A 24440-nucleotide genomic window follows, 5' to 3' on the forward strand; every position below is an offset into this window, starting at 1 on the left:
CGATTCACCGATCCGAGGCGCCGCGCCGGCGGGGCGGTCGTAGTCTGTGAACGTGCCTCACCTTCCGCCGTCGTCGATCGGCAATGAAGACCTGGTGGGCCGTCGAGTGCTCCTCGTCGACGACGACCCCACGGTCGCCGAGGTCGCCTCGAGCTACCTGCGGGCGACCGGCTTCGTGGTCGAGGAGGCGAGCGACGGTTTCGCGGCACTCGAGGCCGCCGAGCGTGTTGCGCCCGACCTCATCGTGCTCGATCGGATGCTACCCGGCATCGACGGACTCGAGGTGTTCCGGCGGCTTCGCGAGCGCTCGTCGACCCCGGTCATCCTGCTCACCGCGCTCGGTTCGGAAGACGATCGCATCGCCGGCCTCGAGGCGGGCGCCGACGACTACCTCTCCAAGCCGTTCTCGACGCGCGAGCTCGTCTTGCGCGTGCAGTCGGTGCTCCGCCGGTCGATCGGTGAGTTCACGCCCGAGTCCGTGCTCGAGTACGGCGAGTTCCGCCTCGACCCGTCGGCTCACGTCGCGACGCGGGCCGGTGTGGAGCTGGCTCTGACGGCTCGCGAGTTCGACCTGTTCGAGTTCCTGCTGAAGCATCCGAACCAGGTCTTCAGCCGTGAGGAACTGCTGCGAACCGTGTGGGGCTGGACCTACGGCGACCTCTCGACGGTGACGGTGCACGTGCGTCGCTTGCGGGAGAAGATCGAACGCGACCCGCGCTCGCCCGTCTTGCTGACGACCGTCTGGGGCGTCGGCTATCGATTCACGATGGGCGGTGCATCCGATGCCGTGGTCTGACCTCCTCGCCGTCGCACTCGTCGCGCTCACGACGACCGCCGTCGTCGGCGGGCTTGCCCTTCTTGCGCTCCTGATGCTGCGGCGAACGTCCGTCGTCGTGCAGGTGTGCGTGCTCGTGCTCGCCGCGATCGTGTCGGTCGTCGCGAGCATGGTCGGGGCTGCGAACGCCATGTACCTCTCGGAGCACGACCTCACGGTCGCGATCGCCGTCTCGGCGATCTCGGGCGTCGTGTCGCTCGTGCTCGTCGGCGTGCTGGGGTGGCTCGTCGCCCGCAACTCGCGGTCGCTCTCGCTCGCCGCGCGTCGCATCGGCGCGGGCGAGCGCCTGGAATCGGCGGGCCGGTACTCGAACAGCGAGCTCAACGCACTCGCCGACGAGCTTGTCGCGACGAGCGCGAAGCTCGCCGAATCCCGCGAGCGCGAGCGGCGCATCGAGGCATCCCGCCGGGAGCTCGTCGCGTGGATCTCGCACGACCTGCGCACGCCGCTCTCCGGCATCCGTGCAATGGCCGAGGCCCTCGAAGACGGCATCGCGGCCGACCCCGCCCGCTATCACCGCCAGATGCGCATGCAGGTCGACCAGCTCTCGAGCATGGTCGACGACCTCTTCGAGCTCTCGAAGATCGACTCCGACGCGCTGCGCCTCTCACTCAAGGAGGTGTCGCTCTACGACATCGTGAGCGACACGGTCGCCGACCTGCGGCCCGCGTCGCAGGGGCGCGAGATCCGCGTCGAGGCGCCGCTCGCGCAAGAGCTCGTCGTGATGGCCGACCCGCGACAGCTCTCGCGGGCGATCGGCAACCTGCTCATGAACGCGATCCAGCACACCCCGCAGGGCTCGCCCATCACCGTCGCCGTCGATCTCGTCGACGACCGGGCCATGGTCTCGGTCATCGATGCGGGCGGCGGCATCGACGAGGCCGACCTCGACCGCGTGTTCGAACCCGCCTGGCGCGGGTCGAAGGCGCGCACCCCCTCACTCGACGACAATCGATCGACCGGCGGCGCCGGCCTCGGCCTCGCGATCGTCAAGGGCATCATGAGCGCGCACCGCGGCGAGGTCTCGGTGCGCAATGTGCCCGGCGGATGCCGCTTCGACCTGCTGCTCCCCCGCGACGCGTCGATCGAGGCGTGAGGCCCCGAATTCGGTTCCCACCGGCGGCCATCCAGCTCACTCGTGTTCGGGCAGCAGCGGCGGCGACCAGCCTGGATCGCGACCGAGTTGCGCAGCTCGCGTGACGGACGCCGCGCCGAAGCGATCGCGTACCGCGTCAAGCACCGTGTCGAGGCGCACCCCGTCGTCCCAGTCGATCGGCAGCTCCGGCTGGAGGCTGTCGGCGCGCGCCAGCTGCGACAGCGAGACGCCGATCAGGGTGATGCCGCGCTCAGCGATCTCGGGCTGTGCGCCGGCGAGCAGCCCTCGCGAGACGGCGAGCAGCACTGCGGTGCGGTCGGACGCGGAGCGGAGGGTGCGCGATCGGGTGGCCTTCGCGAAGTCGCCGTAGCGAAGACGCAGCACGACCGTGCGGCACACCCGGTCCCCATCGCGGAGGCGGCGGGCGAGCCGATCGACGATCTGGGTGAGGATGAGGTCCAGTTCGTCGGCCGGTCGCGGGCGGCTGCCGAGCGCGCGCTGAGAGCCGATGGCGCCGCGGCGGTGCGTGGTGTCTACCGGGCGCGGGTCCCGCAGCCGGGCCAGCGCGTGCAGATGCGCGCCGGTCGCCTTTCCCAGCAGCTTCTCCGCGGTCGCGGCTTCGAGCTCTGCCAGTTGCCCGACCGTGCGGATGCCGAGCCGATGCAGCTTCTCGGCGGTCACTGCACCGACTCCCCACAACCGCTCGACCGGCAGCGGGAGCAGGAACGCCTGCTCTCGCTCGGGCTCGACCACCAGCAGCCCGTCGGGCTTGCTGACCGCGCTCGCGACCTTCGCGAGGAACTTGGTCCGCGCGATCCCGACCGAGATCGCCAACCCGACCTCCGCACGCACCCGCTCACGCAATCGCACCGCGATCTGCTCGGGCGTGCCCGCGATGCGTCGGAGACCCCCGACTTCCAGAAACGCCTCGTCGATGGAAAGCCCCTCCACGAGCGGCGTCGTATCGCGAAAGATCGCGAACACGGCCCGACTGGCCGCCGAATATGCGTCCATCCGTGGCGCGACGACCACGGCATCCGGGCACAGATCGCGCGCCTGCCGGCCGCCCATCGCGGTCCGCACCCCACGGGCCTTCGCCTCGTAACTCGCCGCCAGCACGACACCGCCGCCGACGATGACCGGCCGGCCGCGCAACTCGGGCGCGTCGCGCTGCTCGACTGAGGCGTAGAACGCGTCGAGATCGGCGTGCAACACGGTCGACTCGCCCCGCATCCCGTCCTCCCACCGATCGTCCGTCCTGCGGATCGTCGCACGCACCGGCGACACGGATGCTCCGTTTCCCTGGCGCCTCGGACGTTGAGCGAGCTCAACCCCACCGCGTCCGCCCTGAGTTCCGGGGATGAGCACACAGCAAGCCGCGCGATCGACGTGGTTGACCCCGCTCACCCAGTCCCCCACAGTTGAACGGTGCAATGGGCCCTGGCCATCCTCACCGTCGTCGCGTACGCGACGCTGCCGCTCGGCTCCGCGAGCTTCGAGCAGCAGCCGGTGCCGACCCTGCTCGTCGGGCTCACCTATTCCGTGCTCGCGATCTTCGGATTCCGCTTCGTTCAGGGGCGCTCGGTCTGGTGGGCGGTGGCGTTCGTCGCTGTGCAGCTTCCGCTGGGGTTCGCGGTGTTCACACTGTCGGGCGCGGCCGTCGGCGCCCAGCTGCTTCTCGTTGTGCTCGTCTCGCAGAGCGTCCTGCTCCCGCCACTCCCGATCGCGGCCGTGGTGGCCGCCGCCATCCCCCTCGTGCACCTCGGCATGGAGTGGCAGGACGGGTTGCGCGAGGGCCTCGGCACCCTCGCGGTCACGACCTTCACGCTCGTCGTGACCGAGCTCCTCGTGCGGGAACGGAAGGCGAGGGCCGAGCTCGCCGAGGCCAACGAGCGGTTGCGCGGTTACGCCGCCCAGGCCGAGCAGCTGGCCACCATCCAGGAGCGCAACCGGCTCGCACGCGACATCCACGACGGCGTCGGTCACCACCTCACCGTCGTGCAGATGATGCTCGAGGCGGCCCGAGCCGTCATTCGCTCGGCCGACCCCGAGCGCCTCGACAGCATGCTCGCCAAGGCGCAGGAGCAGTCGGGCCAGGCTCTCGCTGAGGTGCGGCGATCGGTCGGCTCGCTGCGCGAGCAACGGCCCGCACTCGCGGAGGCGTTGCAGACGCTCGCCGCCGAGTCGACGGATGCCGGCGTCCCGACCGCGCTCGACGTCCACGGCCTCGCCCGCCCGCTGCGCGCCGAGGTGGAGGAATCGCTCTTCCGGGCGGCGCAGGAGGGGCTCACCAACATCCGCAAGCATGCCGGCGCGAGCACCGCGGCCGTCGTGCTCGACTACCGGGAGGCCGACCAAGTGCGGCTCGAGGTGCGCGACGACGGCCGGGGCCTTCCCGAGACGCCGGCCACGGGCTTCGGGCTCACCGGGTTGCGCGAGCGAACGGCGAGCCTGGGCGGTCGGATGTCGCTTGCCCCGGCCGGCGACACCGGACTCACGCTCACCGTGGAGGTGCCGGGATGACGGTCCGCGTGCTCGTCGCCGACGACCAGGCGCTCTTCCGCGAGGCACTCACGACCCTGCTCGAGGTGCAGCCGGGGATCGAGGTCGTCGGTGAAGCGGCCAACGGCGAAGAGGCCGTGCGCTCGAGCGCCGAATTGCGTCCCGACGTGGTGCTGATGGACCTGCGGATGCCGGTGCTCGACGGCATCGCCGCCACGGCACGCCTCCGCGCCGAGCAGCCGGCGGTCCGCGTACTCGCGCTGACGACGTTCGACGACGACGAGGACGTCTTCGCGGCCTTGCGCGCCGGAGCCGTCGGTTACCTCCTCAAAGACGTGACCTCGGCGAAGCTCGTCGAGGCACTCGTCGCGGCCGGGCACGGCGAGACCGTGCTCCAGCCGTCGGTGGCCGCGAAGCTCGTGGCTCGAGTGGCGCGATTGCCGCAGGATGCGCCGCCGGCGGAGCATCCGCTCTCCGACCGAGAGGTCGACGTCGTGCGACTGCTCGCCGAGGGGCGCAGCAACCGCGAGATCGCGGGCGCCCTCTTCCTCGCCGAGGGCACGATCAAGAACCTCGTCACGAGCGTGCTCTCGAAGCTCGACGTGCGCGACCGCACGCAGGCGGCCCTGCGAGCGCGCGACCTCGGCATCCTCTGAGCGCGGGCACCGGCGGTGCCACGGCGTCACCGTGTCACCTGCCACCCGGAACATGACCCGAGGCATGACCTTCGGCACCTGACGGCGCCCCTGCGCTCCGCCGAGGATTTCGTGTGTCCGAACGTGATCCGACGAGGAGTCGAGATGAACCACGAAGAGGCGACCGTCCGCCGGTACCCGGCGCTGCGGTTCGCGCAACACGCACTGGAGATGGTGATCGCCATGGTGGTGGGCATGGTCGTGCTCGAGCCGATCTGGTCATTCGCGTGGCCGGGGCTCAGCGAGAACGTCACCGCGCACGTGCTGGTGATGGCGACGAACATGTCGATCGGCATGGCCGCGTGGATGCGCATCCGCGGCCACGGGTTCGCCGCCATCGCTGAGATGTCCGCCGCGATGTACCTGCCGTTCCTGGTGCTGCTGCCGTTCCACTGGGTGGGGGCGATGCCTGCCATGGCGCTCATGACGGCCGGCCACGTGCTGATGGTCCCGGCGATGCTCGTCGCGATGCTGCGCCGCCGCCGCGAGTACGGGTGGTGACCGTGCGCGCCATCCTCAAGATCGTCGCGCTCGTAATCACCGCACTGGCGCTTCCCGCCGCCCTCGGGGCGCCCACCGTCATCGGTGCGCTGGCCCTCAACGTGCCCCGCACCGACGGCGCATCCGCCAGGCCCGCACCGGTGGCGCACGATCCCGCCAAGCCGACCGCGATCGTCGTGGTGGGCGACCGCGGCGCCGTCGTGTCCGATGCGCTCGCGCCCTACGAGATCCTCGCCACGACGGGCGCGTTCAACGTCTACACCGTGGCATCCGAGTCGCACCCGGTTCCGCTGACCGGCGGGCTCGATCTCGTGCCCGACCTCACTTTCGCCGAGCTCGAGCACGTGCTCGACGGGCCGGCCGACGTCGTCGTGGTACCCGCCATGCCCGACGTCGGCCAGCCGACGACGAAGCCCGTCACCGATTGGCTCGTCACCCAGGCGAGCCGCGGGGCATTGCTCCTCAGCGTCTGCAACGGGGCGGGGGTGCTCGCCTCGGCGGGCCTCCTCGACGGGCACCGGGCCACCGCGCACTGGTTGCGGATCGACGAGTTCGAAGGCCGATACGCGGCCGTCGAGTGGGTGCGCGGCACGAGATACGTCGACGACGGCGCGGTCATCAGCACGGCGGGCGTGCTCTCGGGCATCGACGGTACCCTGCACGTGGTCGAACGACTCATCGGAGCGGATGCCGCGGCCGACGCCGCCGAGGCGATCGGATGGCGGCACCACCACCCGGGCGGCCCGGCTCCGATGGAACAGGCGGGGCTCGGGGCATCCGACGCCGTCGTGGCCTTCAACACGGCGTTCGGCTGGGACCGGCCCACCGTCGGCGTGCTCCTCACCGGCGGCGTCGGCGAGATCGAGCTGGCCTCGGTGTTCGACACCTACGGCGAGTCGCTCGCGGTCGGCACCGTCGCCGTAGGCGCTGGGCCGGTGCGGTCACGCCACGGCCTCACGTTCATTCCGAGGTCCGAGACGGCGGCCGGTCTCGACCGTCTTGTCGTGCCGGGCACGACGGAGCACGACGCCGTCGCCGGCCCCGAGCCGGAGTACCTGCATCACGGACGGGGATTCCCGTACGACGGCGTCTTGCAGAACCTCGCTCGCATCACGGATGTCTCGACGGCGCACTGGGCGGCGAAGGTGCTTGAGTACCCCATCGACGACCTGGCCCTCAGCGGCCCGACCTGGCCATGGACGGAGACGCTTCGGTTCGTCGGCCTCGCCGCAGGCGGAATGCTCGCGGCGCTCGCGGTGTTCGCGCTGGTGCGGCGCACCCGCGACGGCGGTTCAGCCGCCGCTCGCCGCGAGCGCGATCAGCTGCTCGTCAGCTCACCAAACGTACGCAACGGCTGATCGCTCGTTGTGGCGGCAGGAGATGGTCGCCCTGGAGCGATTGTCAGGCAGCGCCCCAGAAGCGGTCCTCGGCAGGCCCGTCTTCAGAGAACAGGTGCACGGCGGTGATCGTGCCGTCAGTAATGGTCAGCAGGTCGATGCCGGTCATATCCATCGCGACGCTCTCACGTTGACCGGTGAAACGCACCGGGACGGCAACGAGGTTGCCGTTGACCATCGCCGGGCCTGTCACGGCGAGTTGGAAGGTTCCCTCGCTCACCTCCATCATCTGACCGAGGAGCGCACTCACCCCTTCCTGTCCGCGGTGATCACCCGAGAAGCGGTTCGCGCCGGGCTGATGCCAGACGATATCGGGGCTCAAGAGCGCCATCGCTGCGGGAACGTCACCGTTGGCAAGCGCATCGAAATAGCGGTTTGCGACGGCTGCGGGATTCGCGTCGGTCATCTGGATTCTCCTTCGAGTGGGACGATGTAGCCCAATAGTTTCAGTCGGTAACCTGTTACCTCAACGTAACTAAAGGGGAAGATGTGGCTGCACCGGTGTGGGATGTGATGTTGGCCACGTGCCCGTCGCGGACGTCGCTGGCGAGAATCGCGAACAAGTGGACCGCGATGATCGTGATCGCCCTCAGCGAGCGGCGGATGCGGTTCGGTGAGCTGCGCACCAGGGTCGCCGGCATCAGCGGGAAGGTGCTCACGGACACGCTGCGCGATCTCGAGCGGGACGGCATCGTCACCCGGATCGCATTTGCGGAGATGCCTCCACGGGTGGAGTACGAGCTGACCGCGCTCGGGCGAACCCTCTCCGAGCCATTGGGGGCGCTCGGCCTTTGGGCAGAGCAATACTTCGATCAGGTTCAGGAAGCCCGCGACGCCTTCGACGCACGGCCGACCACGTAGTTCGTCTGCTGCCTGAGAGCTGCCGTCATCTGAACACGTCGGCCGTACCGAGCGAGCCCGAGTCGCTCCTCGACCACGACGAGGTATTTGTGGAAGTCGGCTGCGGGCTCGGTCTCGACGAAGCCGAGGTGCGCGTAGAAGGGCGCGTTCCAGGGCACGTCGGCGTAGGTCCGCAGACTCAACTGTCCATAGCCGCGACGGCGGCTCTCATCCATCGCGGCTTCCACGAGACTCCGTCCGTAGCCGCGTCGGCCAGCCTGAGGAAGCACCGAAATCTGCTCCAAGTGAGCGATCCCGTCAATCTCAAGAACGTGCACGAATCCGACGATGCTGCCTGCCTCTGCCTCCTCCGCGACCAAGACGAATCCGGGCTCCGACGCTCTCGACAAGCCAGACGGAGCGGGCTCCCACCTCTCAGGGCTCAGCCGGTCGATGAGCAACTGATCGGCGGCGTTCTCAATCGATTCGACCGCCAGGTAGTCGTCACGCGCAATGAGACGGATGGAAACGGTCACCGGCAAATCCTATGGGTGCACCCCAGAGGCGTGGCTGACGACGACTCGACGAGGAGCGCAGCCGCGATCGCGATCTTCCGATCGTTCCGAGACCGCCCCGCCCGGCAGCCGCGTCAGTGCATCACGGCACGGACCTCCACTTGCGAGAACGTCGTCTCCTCGAGTTTTCCCGCGATCTCGATCGCCCGGTCGAGGTTGGCAACGTCGACGAGGTAGAACCCGCCGATCATCTCCTTCGACTCGGTGAACGGCCCGTCGGTGACGAGCAGACGATCGTCGGTGCGTCGCACGACCTTCGCGTCGGCTGGGCTGAGCTCGTTGGAGAGGACGAGCTCGCCAGCAGCGGTGAGCTCTGCGAAGACCTCGCGGTGGGCGGCATCCAGCGCGTCTTTGCCGTTCGTCTCCAGGTCGTTCCACGCTTCTTCGTTGCCGTAGATCAACAGCATGTACTGCATGAGTGCTCTCCTAAATCGATGTGGCGAATCATCCGTCACACACACGACGAACGGCAAGCATCGAATTCGACACCTGTGAGCGTGACTCCGCCCCACACTCGCAGCTCGGTGCCGGCGCAGTGTGAAGATGAGGGGTGCATCCGATCTCGACTCACCCGCTGGTCCGCCGGGCCATCCTCGGCGGCGAAGACTCAGCGGAGGTGGGGCGGCTCGTCGAGGCCTACTTGCGCCAGACGGAGCGCGAGAAGGCCGCGCACTTGCCTGGCACCCGGGTGCCCGTGGGCGCGGTGTCGGATCCGCCCTCCTCGACGCCGTGCTGCAGAAGCATCCGGAGCCACTGCGCCTCTCGGCATGGGACTGGCGAAGCGACGCGATGCGGCTATACCTCTCGCGAGGATTCATCCGCGTACCGTCGTGGGATGAACGGCCTCGCCTGATCTGCATGGAGCGAGCCGTCGCTACGGCCTAGCGAGCCGCCTCAGCGGTGAACGACCCGCGTCATCAGCCCAGAAGCATCCGCGTCAGCGGTTGACGTACCGCATGTGCGTCTCGCTGTACCGGGCGCCGTGCACGCCGATTCGCTGCGCGAGGGTGTCGAGGTCTGAGAGCTCGTCGGCCGAGAGCGGCACCTGGGTGGCGCCGGCGTTCTCCTCGATCCGTGAGGTGCGGCGCGTGCCGGGAATCGGGACGATCCAGGACTGCTGCGCGAGCAGCCACGCCAACGCGATCTGACCGGGAGTGGCGTCCTTCCGCCGGGCGAGCTCGGCGACGTGGTCGACGAGCTCGGTGTTCGCGGCCCGGTTCTCCTCGGTGAACCTGGGGAGCGTGGCACGGATGTCGCCGTCGGCGAAGTTCGTGGCCGGGTCCACCGTGCCGGTGAGGAACCCCTTGCCGAGCGGGCTGAACGGCACGAACCCGATGCCGAGCTCCGCGAGGGTGGGCAGCACTTCGGCCTCGGGGTCGCGGGTCCACAACGAGTATTCGCTCTGCAGCGCGGTCACCGGGTGTACGGCATGCGCGCGGCGAATGGTCTGGGCGGATGCCTCGGACAGCCCGAAATGGCGAACCTTGCCCTCGCGGACGAGCTCACCGACCGTTCCCGCGACATCCTCGATCGGCACGTCAGGGTCGACGCGGTGCTGGTAGAACAGGTCGATCACGTCGGTGCGAAGCGCCTTCAGCGACGCGTCGGCGACGCGGCGGATCTGCTCGGGGCGGCTGTCGAGCCCCACGCTCTTGCCGTCCTCGATGCGCCACCCGAACTTGGTGGCGAGCTGCACCTGGTTGCGGATCGGCTCGAGAGCCTCACCGACGAGTTCCTCATTGACGTACGGCCCGTACACTTCCGCGGTGTCGAAGAAGGTCACGCCGAGATCAAGAGCCGAGCGGAGCACCGCGATCATGTCGTCTCGGCTGCCGGGGTTGGGCCCGTAGCTCTGCGACATCCCCATGCAGCCCAACCCGACCGCGGATACCTCGAACCCCTGACCAAGAGTGCGCCTGTGCATGTCGAACCTCCGTTGCGTTGCCGTCGTCCACGCCGACGATACGCCGGGGAAACCGCGAGAGGGATGCCCTGCCAGAACACCCCTTCGTTCGATGAGAGGCACGGATCCGGATCAGCGGACCCGAGCGCCTGCCTCCCACACTCCGAACGTCAGGTCCATCCCGGGGCGATACGCGAAGTGCGAGACAGACGGCGCGTCGATCACGTGGAGGTCGGCGCGGTAACCGGGCATGATCGCGCCGATCGGCGACACTCCCTCATTGCGACGGAGGGCACGCGCTCCACCGGCGGTCGCCGCCCACACGGCCTCCTCGATCGTCAGCCTCATCTGCAGTACGGCGGTCGCGACGCAGAACGCCATCGACGTCGTGTTCGACGTGCCCGGATTGCCATTCGACGCGAGCGCGATCGTCGCCCCGGCTTCGATCAGCTCGCGCGCAGGCGGGAACGGCTCGCGCGTGCTGAGATCGCACGCCGGCAGCAATGTCGCGACCGTGCTCGACGATCCCAGCGCCTCGATGTCGCGCGCGGTCAGGTGGTTGCAATGGTCGACGGATGCCGCGCCCAACTCGACAGCGAGACGCACGCCGTCTCCCTCGCCGAGCTGATTGCCGTGTACCCGCAGGCCGAGCCCCGCCGCACGACCCGCTTCGAGCACAGCCCGCGAGTGTTCGGGACCGAATGCGCCGCGTTCGCAGAACACGTCGATCCACCTCGCGTAGGGTCGCACTGCATCGAGCATCTCGCCCGTCACCAGGGCGACGTAGTCGTCGGCATCCGAATCCGGCGGCACCACATGGGCACCGAGAAACGTGACGTCGGGAGTCACCTCGGCAGCGAGACGAGCGAGTCGTGCCTCCTGGGTCACGTCGAGACCGTAGCCGGTCTTGACCTCCATCCAGGTCGTGCCGTTCGAGCGGGCGACGGCACGCCGCTCGGCGAGGCTCGCGCGCAACTGCTCGTCCGATGCATCCGTCGTCGCACGCACCGTCGTGCGGATGCCGCCGGCCTGGTAGGCATGGCCCGCCATCCGGTACTCGAACTCCTCGGAACGGTCGCCGGCGAAGATGAGGTGCGTGTGCGAATCGACCCAGCCGGGCAGGACCGCCCGCCCGCCGAGATCGCTGCGTCGATCCGCGGCGGGCGCATCGACGGCGCGTCCGACCCAGGCGATGGCGTCGTCGTCGATCACGACCGCGGCATCCGCCAGCCTGCCCAGCAGTCCGCCGTGTTCGGGGTCGTTCGTGGAGAGCTCGCTGATTCCGATCAGGAGCTCGCTCGTCATGGGTTCTCCTCGAAGAGCGTGGTGATCGCCCGCTGCAGGCGCTCGGCGACCGCGGTGACATCATGCGCGACGACGTGGCCGCCCACGATCGTGCGTCGCACATCGGCGGCGGTCGCGGTGAGCGGGAGCTGCTCGAGCCGGCTGCCCGCGGTGCGAATGGAGTTCGGGTCGAGCTCGACGAGGTCGAGCGGGCCGCCGACCCGCGCGGGCTGGGCGAGACCCAGCGATGCGTATCCCCCGGCAGATCCGATGTGCCACAGCTCCGCGGGCTCGATGCGACCGCGACGAAGGGACCTCAGGCGCTCCCCTGCCTCGAGGGCGCGCAATTCCAGGAGCGGGTCGACGACGGCGTTCTGGTCGGAACCGATCGCGAGCGTCACTCCCGCCTCCATCAACTCGGTACCCGGGCCGATGCCATCACCGAGATCCGCCTCCGTCGTCGGGCAGAACACGGCATGCACGCTCGCATCGCCGAGGAGACGGATGTCGCGCTCGGTCAGATGCGTCGCATGCACGACCGACAAGCGCGGAGAGAGCACGCCCTCATCGGCGAGGAGTTCGGTCGGCGTTCGCCCGTAGGCACCGACGCAGTCCTCGTTCTCGGCGGGTTGCTCGGACAGGTGGATGTGCAGGGGAACTTCCGCGGGCAGCTCTCTCGCGACGCGACCGAGCGCATCGCGCGGTACGGCCCGCACCGAATGCAGCGCGGCGCCGAGCGTCACGAGCGGAGACCTGCCGGCGAGCGTCTCGCGCAGTGCGTGCCAACGATCGATCCACGCCCCGGCATCGGCGTCGCCGAATCGCGCCTGTTCTGCGGCCAGCGGCCGGCCGATTCCGCCCGCGAGATAGCACGTATCGAGGAGCACGAGACGGATGCCCGCTTCCGCCGCGGCGTCGGCGAGCGCCAGCTCCATCGCATGATCGTGATAGGGCGTGCCGTCGGGCTGGTGGTGTACGTAGTGGAATTCGCCGACGCTCGTCCATCCCGTCGCCACCATCTCGGCGAACACTGCCGCCGCGAGCTCGCGGTAGTGAGCAGGATCGAGGCGGCCGGCGGCGCGGTACATGAGCTCCCGCCACGACCAGAACGAGCCGGACTCGTGGGTTCGTCCACGCAGGGCACGGTGGAACGCGTGGGAGTGGGCGTTGGCGAACCCGGGAACGGCGAAGTCGAGCGCGATGGCGCTGGCCGGAAGGGCGGTGCCGGATGCCTCGGAGACGATCGAGCCCGCGGCATCCGTCTCGAAGAGGACACCACGCTCGAGCGCGCCGTCGCGCAGCAGCCGGTCGACCCAGACCGTCATGCCAGGTCCTCGATCGTGCGCACGAGCGCATCGACGCCCGCCTGTATCGCGGCGTCATCCGCACCCTCTTCCGGCGCGTGCGAGATCCCCGAGGGGTTGCGCACGAAGAGCATGGCGGTGGGCACGTGCGCGGCCAGCACTCCCGCGTCGTGGCCCGCCCCGGTCGGCAGCACGGGAACGTTGCCGAGCGTCGCTGCGATGCGGTCCCGCAACTGCGGATCGAACCGCACCTCGCCGCTGTAGGACTCCTCGATGACGGATGCCTCGCACCCTTCGGCGGCCGCGGCCTCGGAGACCGCCTGCTGCACGTCGGCGACGATGTCGCGGGTGTCCTGCTCGGAGTCCGCGCGCACGTCCATCCACGCTGAGACCCGCGACGCGATGACGTTCGTGCCTCCGGGCACCGGCTCGATCCGGCCGATCGTCGCCCGGGATCCGGCGCGGAGTGCTGCTGCGCGGCGCGTGGCGAGCACGGCCTCCGCGGCGGGAAGCATCGGATCGCGCCGGTCGGCGATCTCCGTCGTGCCGGCGTGATTGCCCTGCCCACGGACATCGATTCGCCAGCGCCCGTGCTCGAGGATCGAGGACCCGACGGCCACCGGCGCGTCGAGGTCGATCAGCCCCTTGCCCTGTTCCACGTGCAGTTCGACGAACAGTCCTATGCGCGCGAGCGATTCGGCATCGTAGCCGGGCTCGGGAAGGGATGCCTCGCGTGCGACGTCGACGAATCGCCGGCCCGAGGCATCCGTCAGCGATTCGAGGCGGGCGGGGGTGATCGCACCCGAGAGGAGCCTCGACCCGAGGCAGGCCAAGCCGAAGCGCGAGCCCTCCTCTTCGGCGAACACGACGACGGCGAACGGACGCGTCGGGACGAAGCCGCTCGCCTGCAGTCGCTCGACCGCGGCGAGCGCGCTGACGACCCCGAGCGGGCCGTCGTGCGCGCCGCCTCCGGGCACGGAGTCGAGGTGGCTGCCGGTCACGAACGCGTCAGGACCGGGCTCGCCCCACCACGCCCACAGATTGCCGTTGCGGTCGGTCGTGACCTTCAGGCCGAGCCGTCGCGCGCGCTCGACGAACCAGTCGCGCAGTTCGCGCTCGGCGTCGTCGAAGACGTGGCGCGAGTAGCCCCCGCGCCGCGGGTCACGGCCGACGTCTTCGATCTCTCGGAGAAGTCCGAGCGCGTCGAATTCGGTCATGCACCCTCCCACATCGGCACACGCAGCCCGCGCTCGCGTGCGATGTCGGCCGCGTGCTCGTAGCCGGCGTCGACGTGACGCATCACGCCCGTGCCGGGGTCGTTCGTCAGCACGCGCTCGAGCTTCTCGGCGGCGAGCGGCGTTCCGTCGGCGACGATGACCTGGCCGGCGTGGATCGAGCGGCCGATGCCGACGCCGCCGCCGTGGTGGATCGAGACCCACGTCGCACCCGACGCCGTGTTGAGCAGGGCATTCAGCAACGGCCAGTCGGCGATCGCATCGGAACCGTCCTTCATGGACTCGGTCTCGCGATACGGCGAGGCGACCGAACCGGAGTCGAGGTGATCACGACCGATGACGATCGGGGCCGAGAGCTCACCCGAGGCGACCATCTCGTTGAACTTGACGCCGGCCAGGTGTCGCTCCTTGTAGCCGAGCCAGCAGATGCGAGCGGGAAGGCCCTCGAAGTGCACCTTCTCGGATGCCTGCGTGATCCATCGCGCGAGCGCTGTGTCTTCGGGGAAGAGTTCGAGCACGGCGCGGTCGGTCGCCGCGATGTCTGCTGGGTCGCCCGACAGTGCGGCCCAGCGGAACGGGCCGCGTCCTTCCTCGAACTGACGGCGGATGTAGGCGGGCACGAAACCGGGGAACGCGAACGCGCGGTCGTAGCCCGCGAGCTCGGCCTCGGCGCGAATCGAATTGCCGTAGTCGAACACCGCGGCGCCGGCATCCTGGAATCCGACCATCGCCTCCACCTGCTTCGCCATGCTGCGGCGAGACTGCTCGGTGAAGCCGGCCGGGTCCGCCTCGGCGGCCGACTTCCAGTCAGCGAAGTCGATGCCCTCTGGCAGATACGCCAGCGGGTCGTGTGCGCTGGTCTGGTCTGTCACGATGTCGATCGCGACCTTGCGGGCGAGCAGCTCTGAGAACAGCGTAGCCGCGTTTCCGACGATGCCGACCGAGAGCGCCTCGCCCGAATCCTTCGCTGCGAGCACTCGTTCGATGGCCTGATCAAGACTGGTGGTGTACTCGTCGAGGTAGCCGTGATCGACGCGCCGGGCGAGGCGCGATTCGTCGACGTCGACGACGAGCGCTGCCCCGCCGTTCATCGTGACCGCGAGGGGCTGGGCTCCGCCCATGCCCCCCGCGCCACCGGTGAGGGTCAGGGTGCCCGCCAGTGACTCGCGGCCGAGTGAGCGGGCCACGGCAGCGAACGTCTCATACGTGCCCTGAAGGATCCCCTGGGTCCCGATGTAGATCCACGATCCTGCCGTCATCTGCCCGTACATCGTGAGTCCGAGTGCCTCGAGCCGGCGGAACTCCGGCCAGTTCGCCCAATCGCCCACGAGGTTCGAGTTGGCGATCAGCACACGCGGAGCCCACTCGTGCGTCCGGAAGACCCCGACGGGCTTTCCCGACTGCACGAGCAGCGTCTCGTCCGATTCCAATGTCTCCAGGGTGCGCACGATCGCGTCGTACGCCTCCCAAGAACGGGCCGCGCGGCCTGTGCCCCCGTAGACCACGAGGTCGTCGGGATGCTCTGCGACCTCGGGGTCGAGGTTGTTCATCAGCATGCGCATGGCGGCCTCGGTCTGCCAGCTCTTGGCGACCAGGGTGTTGCCGCGCGCGGCACGGATCTCGCGGGACATGGGTTTCCTTCGTACTACGGGGTGGATCTCGGTGGGGTGTGCTGACGGCGTCAGAGGCCGGCGGAGTCGAGCCAGTCGCGCGCGATGTCGCTGAGGCTTTCGCCCTCTGCGGCCTTCCCGTTCATCTCGATGAGCGCCTCCGTGGTGAGGGCGGCCGACACGGCGTCGAGGGTTTCCTCGACGGTGTCGCTCGACTTCGCCGACGAGATGACGGGCACGACGTTCTCGGCGGCGAAGAGCGACTTGTCGTCTTCGAGTGCGACGAGATTGTTCGCCGTGAGCGCCGGGTCGGTGCTGAAGACGTCGGCGACCTGGATCTGGCCGTTCAGCAGCGCCGTCATCGTGAGGGGACCGCCGGCGTCGAGGCTCACGAACTCCTTGAACTCGAGGCCGTAGACGTCGCGGAGGCCGACGACCCCGTTCACCCGCGTCGCCCATTCCGCGGGACCGCCGAGGATGAGCTCGGAGGCGACCGGCTCGAGGTCGGAGATGGTCGTGAGATCGTACTGTTCGGCGGTCGCCTCGGTCACGGCGAGGATGTCCTTGTCTTGAGCCTCGGAGATCTCGAACATCTCGATGCCCTCGGGGAGCGTTTCTTCGAGCTCGGCGACGACGTCCTCGCTCGTGCTGGCCTTCGACTCGGCGTCGAAGTGCTTGAGCAGCGCACCGGAGTACTCGGGGATCAGGTCGATCGAGCCATCCTGCAGCGCGGCGATGTATACCTCGCGACTGCCGATGTTGAACTGCTCCTTCACCTCGACTCCCGCGTCCTGCAGGGCGAGCGAGTAGATGGTCGCGATGAGCTGGCTTTCGGAGAAGTCGGCGGATCCGATGATGATCTGGTCACCGGCTGAGCCGCCGGCGTCGCCGCCGGAGAGTGCCTGGTCGCCGGTGGCGCAGCCGGTGAGGACGAGCGCTGCGGCGACGGATGCGGCAGTGAGGGCCGCGAGGGGGAGCTTTCGCATGGGGGTTGCCTTTCGGAAGGAAGGAAGTGCGGATCTTGGTGGTGCAGAGAGGGATTACGGGCTGGGTGTGCCCGTCATCTCGCAGCGGTCAGGGTGGTGAGCGCTGCGGTGGCTGTATCGGTGGGTGCAGTACGCCGGCGGCGCGTGGTGCGCCGAAGGCCCGGCGAGACGAGCACCTTGCCGAGGACGCTGAAGAGGAGTTCGAGGGCGAGGGCGAGCAGAGCCACAAGCAGCGCGCCGCCGGCCATCTGCGCGAAATCGGCCTGGGCGCGGCCGTCGATGATGTAGCGTCCTAGCCCCTGGAGTCCGAGGTATGCGGCGACGGTGGCGGTCGAGACGACCTGCAGCGTCGACCCGCGCAGGCCCGAGATGAGGAGCGGCAGGGCGCAGGGCATCTGGACGCGCCAGAGGATCTGGGTGCGGGTGTAGCCCATTCCGCGCGCCGCATCGACGGCGGCTTCATCGGCGGATTGGATGCCGGTGTACGTGCCGGTGAGGATCGGCGGGATGGCGAGCAGCACCAGCACGATGATGGTCGGCACGACGAAGACGAGTTGGCCCGCGATGACAGGAGCGAGCACGAGGAACAGCAGGATCAGCAGCCCCAGTGTCGGCAGCGAGCGGAGTGCGTTCGCGGAGCCGGCCACGATCGCCTCGCCCTTTCCCGTGAAGCCGATGAAGATGCCGAGTGGGATGGCGATCGCGCTCGCGATCGCGAGTGAGATGACCGTGTAGAGCAGGTGGAACCCGACTTGGACCGGGATTCCTCTCGACCCCGTCCAGTTGGCGGGATCGGTAAGCCACTCGAAGAGCGTCATGCGGGCACATCCCTTCGTCGCCACGGGCTTGCCACGTGTCCGATACGAATCAGGACCTGGTCGAAGATGACCGCGAGCACAACGCAGAGCACGATGCCGGTGATCAGGGGAACGATCAGACGGAGCTGGAAGCCCTGTGTGAACAGCGTGCCGAGCTGCGGAATGCCGATCAGCGCCGCCATCGTCACGATGCTGACATTCGAGACGATCGCCACCCGCAGCCCGGCGATGATGACGGGCACGGCGACGGGTAGTTCGACGAGGAGCAGACGCTGCCATCCCCGATAGCCCATGGCCTCGGCGGCAGCGACGGTGTCGTGCGGGACGGAGCCGAGGCCGTCTGAAACGACGCGCACCAGGAGGGCGACCGTGTAGACCGTGAGCGCGATCACGATGTTGAGCGGGTCGAGGATCCTCGTGCCGAGAATCGCCGGGAGCAGGATGAAGAGCGCGAGCGACGGGATCGTATAGAGGAGTCCCGCTGCGCCGATGATCACGACTCCACCTCGACGCGAGCGGTGCGCCCACCATCCGAGGGGAATCGCGATCACCAGTCCGATCACAGTCGGAACGACGGTCAGCCAGATGTGGTTGAGGAACAGTGCGCCGATCGGCTGCAGGTTCGCCCAGATCCAGTCGATGTTCACGCGGCGGCTCCTTGGACGGCTTCGACCACAGACGAGGCGCTCAACACACCGACGAAGACGCCGTCGGCGTCCACGATCCCGAGGGTGCCGCCGGGACCGGCGAGTGCCCCGTCGAGGAGTTCGCGGGCCGACGCGGTGAGGGGAAGGAAACGCGAGGTCGTGTGAAGCGTGGCGGCAGAGGCATCCCGTGCGTTCCCACCATCGACCCAGCCGAGCGGACGACCCTTGTCGTCGACGACGACGACCCAGCCACGATCACTCACGCGCTCGTCCAGCTTCACCGGGGTGTGCGGAGTGAGCGCGGTCTCTTCCGACAGCTGTTCGAAGCCCAGTGCACGGTAGCCCCGAGCGCCACCCACGAAGTCGGCGACGAAGGTGTCGACGGGTCGAGTGAGCAGTTCGAGCGGCGTGCCGAACTGCGCCAGGACACCTCCGGTGCGCAGAACCGCGACCTGGTCGCCGAGCTTCAGTGCTTCATCGATGTCGTGCGTGACCATCACGATGGTCTTGCCGATCTCGCCCTGAAGCCGCAGGAACTCGTCTTGCAGCTGGGCGCGCACGATCGGATCGACGGCGCTGAACGGCTCGTCCATCAGCAGGAAGGGCGGGTCGGTCGCGAGCGCGCGAGCCACGCCGACGCGCTGCTGCTGCCCGCCCGACAGCTGCCAGGGGTAGCGGTGCGCGAAGCGCTCGTCGAGGCCCACGAGCTCCAGCAGCTCCAACGCACGCGCGCGGGTCTTCTTCCGGTCGCCGCCGAGCAGCCGCGGCAGGGCGGCGACGTTGTCGACGACGGTTCGGTGCGGGAAGAGCCCTGCGTGCTGAATGACGTAGCCGATCTTGCGACGAAGACCGACTCGGTCGGTGCTCGACACGTCGACGCCGTCGAGCGTGATCGTGCCGCTCGTGGCATCGATCAGCCGGTTGATCATGCGAAGAGAGGTGGTCTTGCCGCATCCGGAGGGGCCCACGAGAGCCAGCAGACTGCCGGTCGGGACTTCCAGATTGAGGTTGTCGACGGCGGTCGTGCCGTCGTCGTAGACCTTGGAGACGCTTTCGAATCGGATCATGGCTGCTCCTAGAGGGCGGTTCCGTCGGTGAGACCGGACGAGAGACGGCGGGCGGCGGCTGCCAAGAGCACGCCGCACTGCTGGGCGGATTGCTCGTCCATGCGGTAGCTCGGCACCAGAATGCTGATCACGGCGACGATGCGCCCTGCCGCAGTCACCGGGGACGCGACCGCCGTGACGTCCCGTTCGATACCGCGCTCGACGATGACGTAGCCACTGTCGGGTGTCTCGCCCCGCAGGACGAGACCTGCGGCGGATCCGGCGAGCGGGATCGTGCGGCCGACCCAGTTCGAGTGCCGCACCGAGTGGGAACCCTCGACGATGCTGATGTAGAGGGCGGATGCCGCGTGCCCCTCGACGCTCAGGTACACCGACTCCCCGGTGGCCTGTTCGAGCCCGACCATCTCGTCGTGGCAGACGTCGATGAGCGACTCGTGTCCGAGGGCTTGTGCGCCGAGCTGCATGAGACGAGGGCCGGCGCGATACCGTCCCTCGTCTTCGCGACGGACGAAGCCGCTCGCCTCGAGTGTGCGGAGCAGCCGCAGAGCGGTGCTCGGTGCGAGATCGACGGCCCGGGAAGCATCCGAGAGCGACGTGCTGCCCTTCTCGCACACGGTGGCGAGCAGGGACAGCGCTCGCTCCACAGTGCGTGTGGACTGTTCGCTCATGAGAGCCTCCCTGAATCGACAACTCTGACGATAGGGACCGGGTGTTTCTTCGCCAGTCACCGAATGTTTCCGCTTAGTAAAATACACTTGCCACCCAGTGAAAAGCTAGCCGTGGCGCGATTCGTGAGGAAGAGTGACGATGTGAGCCGTTCCGCACCCACCCGACGAGACACCATCACCTTCGATGTCGATGTCCCGATCTCACTGTCAGATGTCGTCACCATCGCCGACGGCGCGCGCGTGCAGGTCACCGACGCCGTCCTTCACGCGGTCGCCGATGCGGCCTCCGCCGCTGACGCGATCGCAAGCGCCACACCGGCGTACGGCAGATCGACGGGCGTCGGCGCGAACAGGGAGACGTCGGTCACCGACGCGTCCGATCACGGAATACGGCTCATTCGAAGCCACGCCACCGACGCCGGCGACGACCTTCCCGCCCGCACGGTGCGCGCACTCATCGCCACCCGGCTCGCCCAACTCGCTCGCGCGGGGTCGGGGATCGACCCGGCCATCCTGCCGGCGCTCGTCGACGCCCTCGATCGTGATGACGTCGCCGAGATCGGCGCCGTCGGCTCGATCGGCACCGCTGATCTGGCCGCACTCGCCGCGCTCGGCCTCACCCTCGCCGGCGAGCGCAGCGCCGGGTCGCCGGTTGAACCGGTGCGCTGGGGAGTCGAGAGCGCGCTGCCCTTCCTCAGCAGCAGTGCCTTGACCATCGGGAGGGCGATCCTCGCTTCCGCGGAGCTGCGACGACTCGATCGCGGGGGCCGGATCGTCTTCGCCCTGACTTCGGCAGCTCTCCGAGCCAATCCCTCTGCGCTCTCGGATGCCGCAGCCGCCGCCGCTGCGGCACCGCATGTCGAGGAGGTCGGCGCCGAGATCCGGGGACTGCTCGACGGTGCATCGTGGTCACCCGCACGCATCCAGGATCCGTTCGGATTCCGCGTCTATCCGATCACGCAGGGAGCACTCCTCACCTCACTCGAGCGGCTCGATGCCCAACTCCTCAGGCTGCTGAATGCGGCCCAGGAGAACCCCGTGTTCGACGTGGAAGCGGGCATCGTCACCCACCACGGTGCGTTCTTCCAGGCCCAGCTGGCACTCGACCTCGACGCGACGAACCTCGCGATCGCGCAGTCGGCGACCAACGCCCACGCGTTGCTCCGGCTCACGAACGAGCCGGCGTTCACCGGCCTCGCCCCCTTCCTCGCGACAGGCCCGGCCGGAGCGTCCGGGCTCATGATGCTCGAGTACACGGCAGCTGCGGCGCTGGCCGAGATCCGAAACGCGGCAACCCCGGCATCCCTCGGCACGATCGTGCTCTCGCGCGGCACCGAAGAGGACGCCAGCTTCGCGACGCAGGGTGCTGTGCAGTTGGAGCGTGCCGTCGCGTCGTACCGAATCGTGCTCGCCTGCGAGCTGATCGCGGTGTCGCGCCTGCTCGCCCAGCTCGACGTCGAGGTGCCCGCACCGCTGACGCGCGCGGCCGCCGGCATCCGTGCGCTGCAGCCCCACCAAGAGGATCAAGACCTCCGCGGCCCGCTTCAGGCAGCCGCAGACCTGCTCGACACGCTCCACGAGACCGACCTCGTGCCGTGACGCTCGCCGCCGTTCCATGCTGATCCAGCCGGCCGAGAAGACGAGCGTCCCGTGGGCCAACGGTCGCGGCAGCACGCGGGAACTGGCGCACGACGTTCGTCGCTCGTGGCGCCTCAGCATGGCCGACATCCGTGAGGATGCTCCGTTCTCGACCTTCCCCGACATCGACCGGATCTTCATCGTCGTCGACGGCGAGGTGCGGCTCCGGATCGATGGTGTCGAGCACCAGCTCGTTGCCGGCGCAGCGGTGGAGTTCCGCGGGGAGTCCGCCGCATCGGCGGTCGCCGTCGCCGACACCGCACACGTGGTGAACCTCATGACGGTGCGGGGCGAGGCTCAGTTCGACTGTCTGCGGGCCGAACCGACCCTCGAAGTCGGGCCGCCCGTCGTCGACGACGAGCTGGTCGTATTCCTCTCTCGCGGCCGCACAATGGATGGGATCGCGGTCGAGCCCGGCACCGTACTCATGAAGAGCTCCTCGGAAGAGCCGTCAGCTGGAAGCGACGCAGCGCAGTCTTCGCTGCGCTTCACGGACCCCGTCGCCGTCTACCGCCTCACGCCGCGTTCCTGACGACTCACGGTGTGACGGGACCAGCGTTCGCCGCAGCGAGCAGCTGCTCGACCTGGTCGCGGCCGAACGGCGACCCGGGGAACGACGCGACGCGCCCGATCGGGAACGACGCCATCATCTTGAACATGCTCGGGTCGGCGAGAAGGGCACTCTCGGCGCTGTCGCCCGCGGCGAGCGCCTGCCGCACGAACTCCCCCGCGATCGGGTGCTCGATCACCTCGCCGATCGTCGAGTTCATCGTGAGCGGCGCAGCCGAGCTGTCGCCCTCCACGGCAACCGTCACCGACGAGCGGATGTCGCGGCTCGACGCCCCGACCGCGACAGTGTAGTCGCCGCCCTCCACCACCCAGCGGTCGACACGGATGTCCCAGTACGCGAGGTCCTCTCGGCGCACGTGCACCACGACCTCACGCGACTCCCCCGCGGCGAGCGTCACCTTCGCGAACCCCTTGAGCTCACGAGGAGCACGAACCACGGCCGAGCCCTGCAGCGACGTGTAGACCTGAACGACCTCGGCGCCGGCACGGTCACCGGTGTTGGTCACGGTGACCCGCACGGCGAGGCCGGAGGCATCCGTCGTCACCGAAGCATCCGAGTACTCGAAGCTCGTGTACGAGAGCCCGTGCCCGAACGGGAACGACACCTCGAGCTCGCGCGCGTCGTACCAGCGATAGCCCACGAAGAGGCCCTCGCCGTAGCGCACGTGGCCGTGCTCGCCCGGGAAGTCGAGGTACGCGGGGCTATCGGCGAGGCGCAGCGGGATCGTCTCGGCGAGGCGGCCCGACGGGTTCACGACGCCGTAGAGCACGTCGGCGATCGCGCCGCCGCCGGCCTGGCCGAGCAGCCAGCCCTCGACGATCGCCGGCACGCGGTCGGCGAGTCCCGAGAGGCGCACGACGCCGCCGTTCGAGAGCACCACGACGGTGCGCGGGTTCGCGGCGATGACCGCGTCGGCGAGCGCGAGCTGCGCGGCCGGCAGTTCGATGTCGTCGCGGTCGAAGCCCTCCGACTCGAGGGCGGCGGGCACGCCGAGAAACAGCAGCACCGTCTCGGCAGCGGATGCCGCAGCCACGGCTTCGGCGGTGAGCTCGTCGGATGCCGCACCGTCGTCGCCATACCCGGCGGCGAACGCCACCTCGGCAGCGGGCCCGGCGAGCGCGCGGATCTCGTCGAGCGCGTTGTCGAGCCGCGTCGGGTTGATGAGCGACGAGCCGGCGCCTTGGTAGCGCGGCGTGCGAGCGAGCTCGCCGATGACGGCGACGGATGCTTCGGCGGCCAGCGGCAGCACCGCACCCTCGTTCTTCAGCAGCACGATCGACGCGCCGGCGACCTCGCGAGCGAGCGCGTGGTGCGCGTCGACGTCGTACGAGGCATCCGCTTGAACGCCACCGACCGCCTTCTGCACGAGCTCAATCGCACGCCGAGCCGCGGTATCGAGCGTCCGCTCGTCGAGCACTCCCGATCGCACCGCGGCGACGAGTTCGGCATCGGTGCGACCGCCGCTCGCCGGCATCTCGAGGTCGAGGCCGGCCGCAACGCCAGTGACTCGCTCGTTCACTGCGCCCCAGTCCGAGACGACGAGTCCCTCGAAGCCCCACTCGTCGCGCAGCACGCGAGACAGCAGCCACGGATCCTCCGAGGTGTAGACGCCGTTCAAGCGGTTGTACGAGCACATCACCGTCCACGGCTGCTCGTCTTCGACGACGCGCTGGAACCCGCGCAAGTAGATCTCGCGCAGCGGCCGCGCGTCGATGTCGGCCGACACTCGCATGCGGTCGGCCTCCTGGTTGTTCGCCGCGAAGTGCTTGAGCGACGCGCCCACGCCCTGCGACTGCAGGCCCCGCACGAGCGCCGAGCCGAGCACGCCAGACACGATCGGGTCTTCCGAGAGGTACTCGAAGTTGCGCCCGCACAGCGGCGAGCGCTTGATGTTGATGCCCGGGCCGAGCAGCACGCCCACACCCTCGGCCTGCGACTCCTCGCCGAGGGCGACGCCCACTCGCTCGAGCAGCGCCGGGTCGAACGACGAGCCGAGCGCGACAGCGGGCGGGAAGCACGTCGCGGGCACGCTGTCGCCGATGCCGAGGTGGTCGGCTCCGGCGCGCTGCTTGCGCACGCCGTGCGGGCCGTCGGTGAGCAGGATCGACGGCAGCCCCACGCGATCGATCGGCTTCGTCGTCCAGAAGTCGGCTCCGCTCGTGAGCGAGGCCTTCTCCTCGAGGGTGAGATCGGCCACGATCTCACCCGCGGTGCGATCGAGGGCGGATGCCGCAGCATCCGTCGACTGGTTCAGCGTCTCGGTCATGG

At 69.0% G+C, this 24440-nt stretch carries 25 protein-coding genes; 10 read left to right on the forward strand and 15 right to left on the reverse strand.

The window, feature by feature from the left end; translation table 11 throughout:
* The first annotated feature begins 46 nt into the window (after positions 1-46).
* Together ESP51_RS00175 and ESP51_RS00180 are read left to right on the forward strand one after the other, a co-directional pair.
* A complete protein-coding gene (locus ESP51_RS00175) occupies positions 47-796 on the forward strand; it encodes a response regulator transcription factor (RefSeq protein ID WP_129518860.1) in 750 nt (249 codons plus the stop codon).
* Positions 783-1931, forward strand: coding sequence for a sensor histidine kinase (locus ESP51_RS00180; RefSeq protein WP_129518861.1), 1149 nt, complete (start codon positions 783-785; stop codon positions 1929-1931). Before ESP51_RS00175 ends, ESP51_RS00180 begins: the two co-directional genes overlap by 14 nt.
* 36 nt (positions 1932-1967) lie before the next feature.
* Here ESP51_RS00180 and dinB read toward each other — a convergent pair whose 3' ends face one another.
* Entirely contained in the window at positions 1968-3164 is a 1197-nt protein-coding gene (gene dinB / locus ESP51_RS00185; protein ID WP_129518862.1) for a DNA polymerase IV, read from the reverse strand.
* Between the two features lie 195 nt (positions 3165-3359).
* On the opposite strand from dinB, the gene ESP51_RS00190 reads away from it, so the two are divergent.
* The 4 genes from ESP51_RS00190 (at position 3360) to ESP51_RS00205 (ending at position 6987) form a co-directional block, all read left to right on the forward strand.
* Positions 3360-4454: a sensor histidine kinase gene (locus ESP51_RS00190; protein ID WP_129518863.1), complete on the forward strand. Its 1095-nt coding sequence runs from the start codon at positions 3360-3362 to the stop codon at positions 4452-4454.
* A complete protein-coding gene (locus tag ESP51_RS00195; protein ID WP_129518864.1) occupies positions 4451-5089 on the forward strand; it encodes a response regulator in 639 nt (212 codons plus the stop codon). The genes ESP51_RS00190 and ESP51_RS00195 overlap by 4 nt, the downstream gene beginning before the upstream one ends.
* A 144-nt stretch (positions 5090-5233) precedes the next feature.
* Complete coding sequence (locus tag ESP51_RS00200; protein WP_129518865.1) at positions 5234-5629, forward strand: hypothetical protein; 396 nt, start codon at positions 5234-5236, stop codon at positions 5627-5629.
* Positions 5626-6987 carry a DJ-1/PfpI family protein gene (locus ESP51_RS00205; RefSeq protein ID WP_206737134.1) on the forward strand — a complete coding sequence of 454 codons (1362 nt, stop codon included), beginning with the start codon at positions 5626-5628 and terminating at the stop codon, positions 6985-6987. Before ESP51_RS00200 ends, ESP51_RS00205 begins: the two co-directional genes overlap by 4 nt.
* Before the next feature lie 43 nt (positions 6988-7030).
* Here the strand turns inward: ESP51_RS00205 and ESP51_RS00210 are convergent, their stop codons facing one another.
* Positions 7031-7432 carry a nuclear transport factor 2 family protein gene (locus ESP51_RS00210; protein ID WP_129518867.1) on the reverse strand — a complete coding sequence of 134 codons (402 nt, stop codon included), beginning with the start codon at positions 7430-7432 and terminating at the stop codon, positions 7031-7033.
* Positions 7433-7515: 83 nt separating this feature from the next.
* Here ESP51_RS00210 and ESP51_RS00215 point away from each other — a divergent pair, with 83 nt between their 5' ends.
* Positions 7516-7887 (forward strand): winged helix-turn-helix transcriptional regulator, encoded by a 372-nt coding sequence (locus tag ESP51_RS00215; RefSeq protein WP_241842896.1) that lies wholly within the window; start codon positions 7516-7518, stop codon positions 7885-7887.
* Here ESP51_RS00215 and ESP51_RS00220 read toward each other — a convergent pair.
* Entirely contained in the window at positions 7845-8402 is a 558-nt protein-coding gene (locus ESP51_RS00220) for a GNAT family N-acetyltransferase (protein ID WP_129519047.1), read from the reverse strand. The genes ESP51_RS00215 and ESP51_RS00220 overlap by 43 nt on opposite strands.
* Before the next feature lie 113 nt (positions 8403-8515).
* Positions 8516-8857 carry a YciI family protein gene (locus tag ESP51_RS00225; RefSeq protein ID WP_129518868.1) on the reverse strand — a complete coding sequence of 114 codons (342 nt, stop codon included), beginning with the start codon at positions 8855-8857 and terminating at the stop codon, positions 8516-8518.
* 127 nt (positions 8858-8984) lie between these two features.
* Between ESP51_RS00225 and ESP51_RS21225 the strand changes: the two genes are divergently transcribed.
* On the forward strand, positions 8985-9326 hold the full coding sequence (locus tag ESP51_RS21225) for a GNAT family N-acetyltransferase (RefSeq protein ID WP_129518869.1): 342 nt from the start codon (positions 8985-8987) through the stop codon (positions 9324-9326).
* A 52-nt stretch (positions 9327-9378) separates the two neighbouring features.
* Here the strand turns inward: ESP51_RS21225 and ESP51_RS00235 are convergent, their stop codons facing one another.
* The 10 genes from ESP51_RS00235 to ESP51_RS00280 all read right to left on the reverse strand — a co-directional run bounded on the left by ESP51_RS00235 (position 9379) and on the right by ESP51_RS00280 (position 19963).
* On the reverse strand, positions 9379-10365 hold the full coding sequence (locus ESP51_RS00235) for an aldo/keto reductase (protein ID WP_129518870.1): 987 nt from the start codon (positions 10363-10365) through the stop codon (positions 9379-9381).
* Between the two features lie 111 nt (positions 10366-10476).
* Positions 10477-11649, reverse strand: a complete 1173-nt coding sequence (hutI, locus tag ESP51_RS00240) for an imidazolonepropionase (RefSeq protein ID WP_129518871.1) — start codon at positions 11647-11649, stop codon at positions 10477-10479.
* Positions 11646-12953, reverse strand: coding sequence for a formimidoylglutamate deiminase (locus ESP51_RS00245; protein ID WP_129518872.1), 1308 nt, complete (start codon positions 12951-12953; stop codon positions 11646-11648). Before ESP51_RS00245 ends, hutI begins: the two co-directional genes overlap by 4 nt.
* A complete protein-coding gene (locus ESP51_RS00250; protein ID WP_129518873.1) occupies positions 12950-14149 on the reverse strand; it encodes an allantoate amidohydrolase in 1200 nt (399 codons plus the stop codon). Before ESP51_RS00250 ends, ESP51_RS00245 begins: the two co-directional genes overlap by 4 nt.
* On the reverse strand, positions 14146-15798 hold the full coding sequence (gene hutU, locus ESP51_RS00255) for a urocanate hydratase (RefSeq protein ID WP_129518874.1): 1653 nt from the start codon (positions 15796-15798) through the stop codon (positions 14146-14148). Before hutU ends, ESP51_RS00250 begins: the two co-directional genes overlap by 4 nt.
* 50 nt (positions 15799-15848) lie before the next feature.
* Positions 15849-16763, reverse strand: coding sequence for an ABC transporter substrate-binding protein (locus ESP51_RS00260; protein WP_129518875.1), 915 nt, complete (start codon positions 16761-16763; stop codon positions 15849-15851).
* Between the two features lie 74 nt (positions 16764-16837).
* Positions 16838-17581 carry an ABC transporter permease gene (locus tag ESP51_RS00265; protein ID WP_129518876.1) on the reverse strand — a complete coding sequence of 248 codons (744 nt, stop codon included), beginning with the start codon at positions 17579-17581 and terminating at the stop codon, positions 16838-16840.
* A complete protein-coding gene (locus tag ESP51_RS00270; RefSeq protein WP_206737135.1) occupies positions 17578-18228 on the reverse strand; it encodes an ABC transporter permease in 651 nt (216 codons plus the stop codon). The genes ESP51_RS00265 and ESP51_RS00270 overlap by 4 nt, the downstream gene beginning before the upstream one ends.
* Positions 18225-19295 carry an ABC transporter ATP-binding protein gene (locus tag ESP51_RS00275; RefSeq protein WP_129518877.1) on the reverse strand — a complete coding sequence of 357 codons (1071 nt, stop codon included), beginning with the start codon at positions 19293-19295 and terminating at the stop codon, positions 18225-18227. The genes ESP51_RS00270 and ESP51_RS00275 overlap by 4 nt, the downstream gene beginning before the upstream one ends.
* An 8-nt stretch (positions 19296-19303) precedes the next feature.
* Entirely contained in the window at positions 19304-19963 is a 660-nt protein-coding gene (locus ESP51_RS00280; RefSeq protein ID WP_129518878.1) for an IclR family transcriptional regulator, read from the reverse strand.
* A 141-nt stretch (positions 19964-20104) separates the two neighbouring features.
* Between ESP51_RS00280 and ESP51_RS00285 the strand changes: the two genes are divergently transcribed.
* Positions 20105-21562, forward strand: coding sequence for an aromatic amino acid lyase (locus ESP51_RS00285; protein ID WP_206737136.1), 1458 nt, complete (start codon positions 20105-20107; stop codon positions 21560-21562).
* 16 nt (positions 21563-21578) lie between these two features.
* The gene (locus ESP51_RS00290) at positions 21579-22133 is read left to right on the forward strand and encodes a HutD family protein (RefSeq protein ID WP_129518880.1); all 555 of its coding nucleotides are present in this window, start codon (positions 21579-21581) and stop codon (positions 22131-22133) included.
* A 4-nt stretch (positions 22134-22137) separates the two neighbouring features.
* Here ESP51_RS00290 and ESP51_RS00295 read toward each other — a convergent pair whose 3' ends face one another.
* Positions 22138-24438, reverse strand: a complete 2301-nt coding sequence (locus ESP51_RS00295; RefSeq protein WP_129518881.1) for a glycoside hydrolase family 3 C-terminal domain-containing protein — start codon at positions 24436-24438, stop codon at positions 22138-22140.
* Positions 24439-24440: the final 2 nt, after the last annotated feature.

This window comes from Agromyces albus (genome assembly GCF_004134825.1).
In the GTDB taxonomy this organism is placed as follows: domain Bacteria; phylum Actinomycetota; class Actinomycetes; order Actinomycetales; family Microbacteriaceae; genus Agromyces; species Agromyces albus.

Bases quoted from the DNA above. Each gene is read 5' to 3' on its own strand.
- ESP51_RS00180 (WP_129518861.1), top strand. From the start codon at position 783: ATGCCGTGGTCTGACCTCCTCGCCGTCGCACTCGTCGCGCTCACGACG.
- dinB (WP_129518862.1), bottom strand. From the start codon at position 3,164: ATGCGGGGCGAGTCGACCGTGTTGCACGCCGATCTCGACGCGTTCTAC.
- ESP51_RS00195 (WP_129518864.1), top strand. From the start codon at position 4,451: ATGACGGTCCGCGTGCTCGTCGCCGACGACCAGGCGCTCTTCCGCGAG.
- ESP51_RS00200 (WP_129518865.1), top strand. From the start codon at position 5,234: ATGAACCACGAAGAGGCGACCGTCCGCCGGTACCCGGCGCTGCGGTTC.
- ESP51_RS00210 (WP_129518867.1), bottom strand. From the start codon at position 7,432: ATGACCGACGCGAATCCCGCAGCCGTCGCAAACCGCTATTTCGATGCG.
- ESP51_RS00225 (WP_129518868.1), bottom strand. From the start codon at position 8,857: ATGCAGTACATGCTGTTGATCTACGGCAACGAAGAAGCGTGGAACGAC.
- ESP51_RS21225 (WP_129518869.1), top strand. From the start codon at position 8,985: ATGAGGGGTGCATCCGATCTCGACTCACCCGCTGGTCCGCCGGGCCAT.
- ESP51_RS00235 (WP_129518870.1), bottom strand. From the start codon at position 10,365: ATGCACAGGCGCACTCTTGGTCAGGGGTTCGAGGTATCCGCGGTCGGG.
- hutI (WP_129518871.1), bottom strand. From the start codon at position 11,649: ATGACGAGCGAGCTCCTGATCGGAATCAGCGAGCTCTCCACGAACGAC.
- ESP51_RS00245 (WP_129518872.1), bottom strand. From the start codon at position 12,953: ATGACGGTCTGGGTCGACCGGCTGCTGCGCGACGGCGCGCTCGAGCGT.
- ESP51_RS00250 (WP_129518873.1), bottom strand. From the start codon at position 14,149: ATGACCGAATTCGACGCGCTCGGACTTCTCCGAGAGATCGAAGACGTC.
- hutU (WP_129518874.1), bottom strand. From the start codon at position 15,798: ATGTCCCGCGAGATCCGTGCCGCGCGCGGCAACACCCTGGTCGCCAAG.
- ESP51_RS00260 (WP_129518875.1), bottom strand. From the start codon at position 16,763: ATGCGAAAGCTCCCCCTCGCGGCCCTCACTGCCGCATCCGTCGCCGCA.
- ESP51_RS00265 (WP_129518876.1), bottom strand. From the start codon at position 17,581: ATGACGCTCTTCGAGTGGCTTACCGATCCCGCCAACTGGACGGGGTCG.
- ESP51_RS00275 (WP_129518877.1), bottom strand. From the start codon at position 19,295: ATGATCCGATTCGAAAGCGTCTCCAAGGTCTACGACGACGGCACGACC.
- ESP51_RS00280 (WP_129518878.1), bottom strand. From the start codon at position 19,963: ATGAGCGAACAGTCCACACGCACTGTGGAGCGAGCGCTGTCCCTGCTC.
- ESP51_RS00290 (WP_129518880.1), top strand. From the start codon at position 21,579: ATGCTGATCCAGCCGGCCGAGAAGACGAGCGTCCCGTGGGCCAACGGT.
- ESP51_RS00295 (WP_129518881.1), bottom strand. From the start codon at position 24,438: ATGACCGAGACGCTGAACCAGTCGACGGATGCTGCGGCATCCGCCCTC.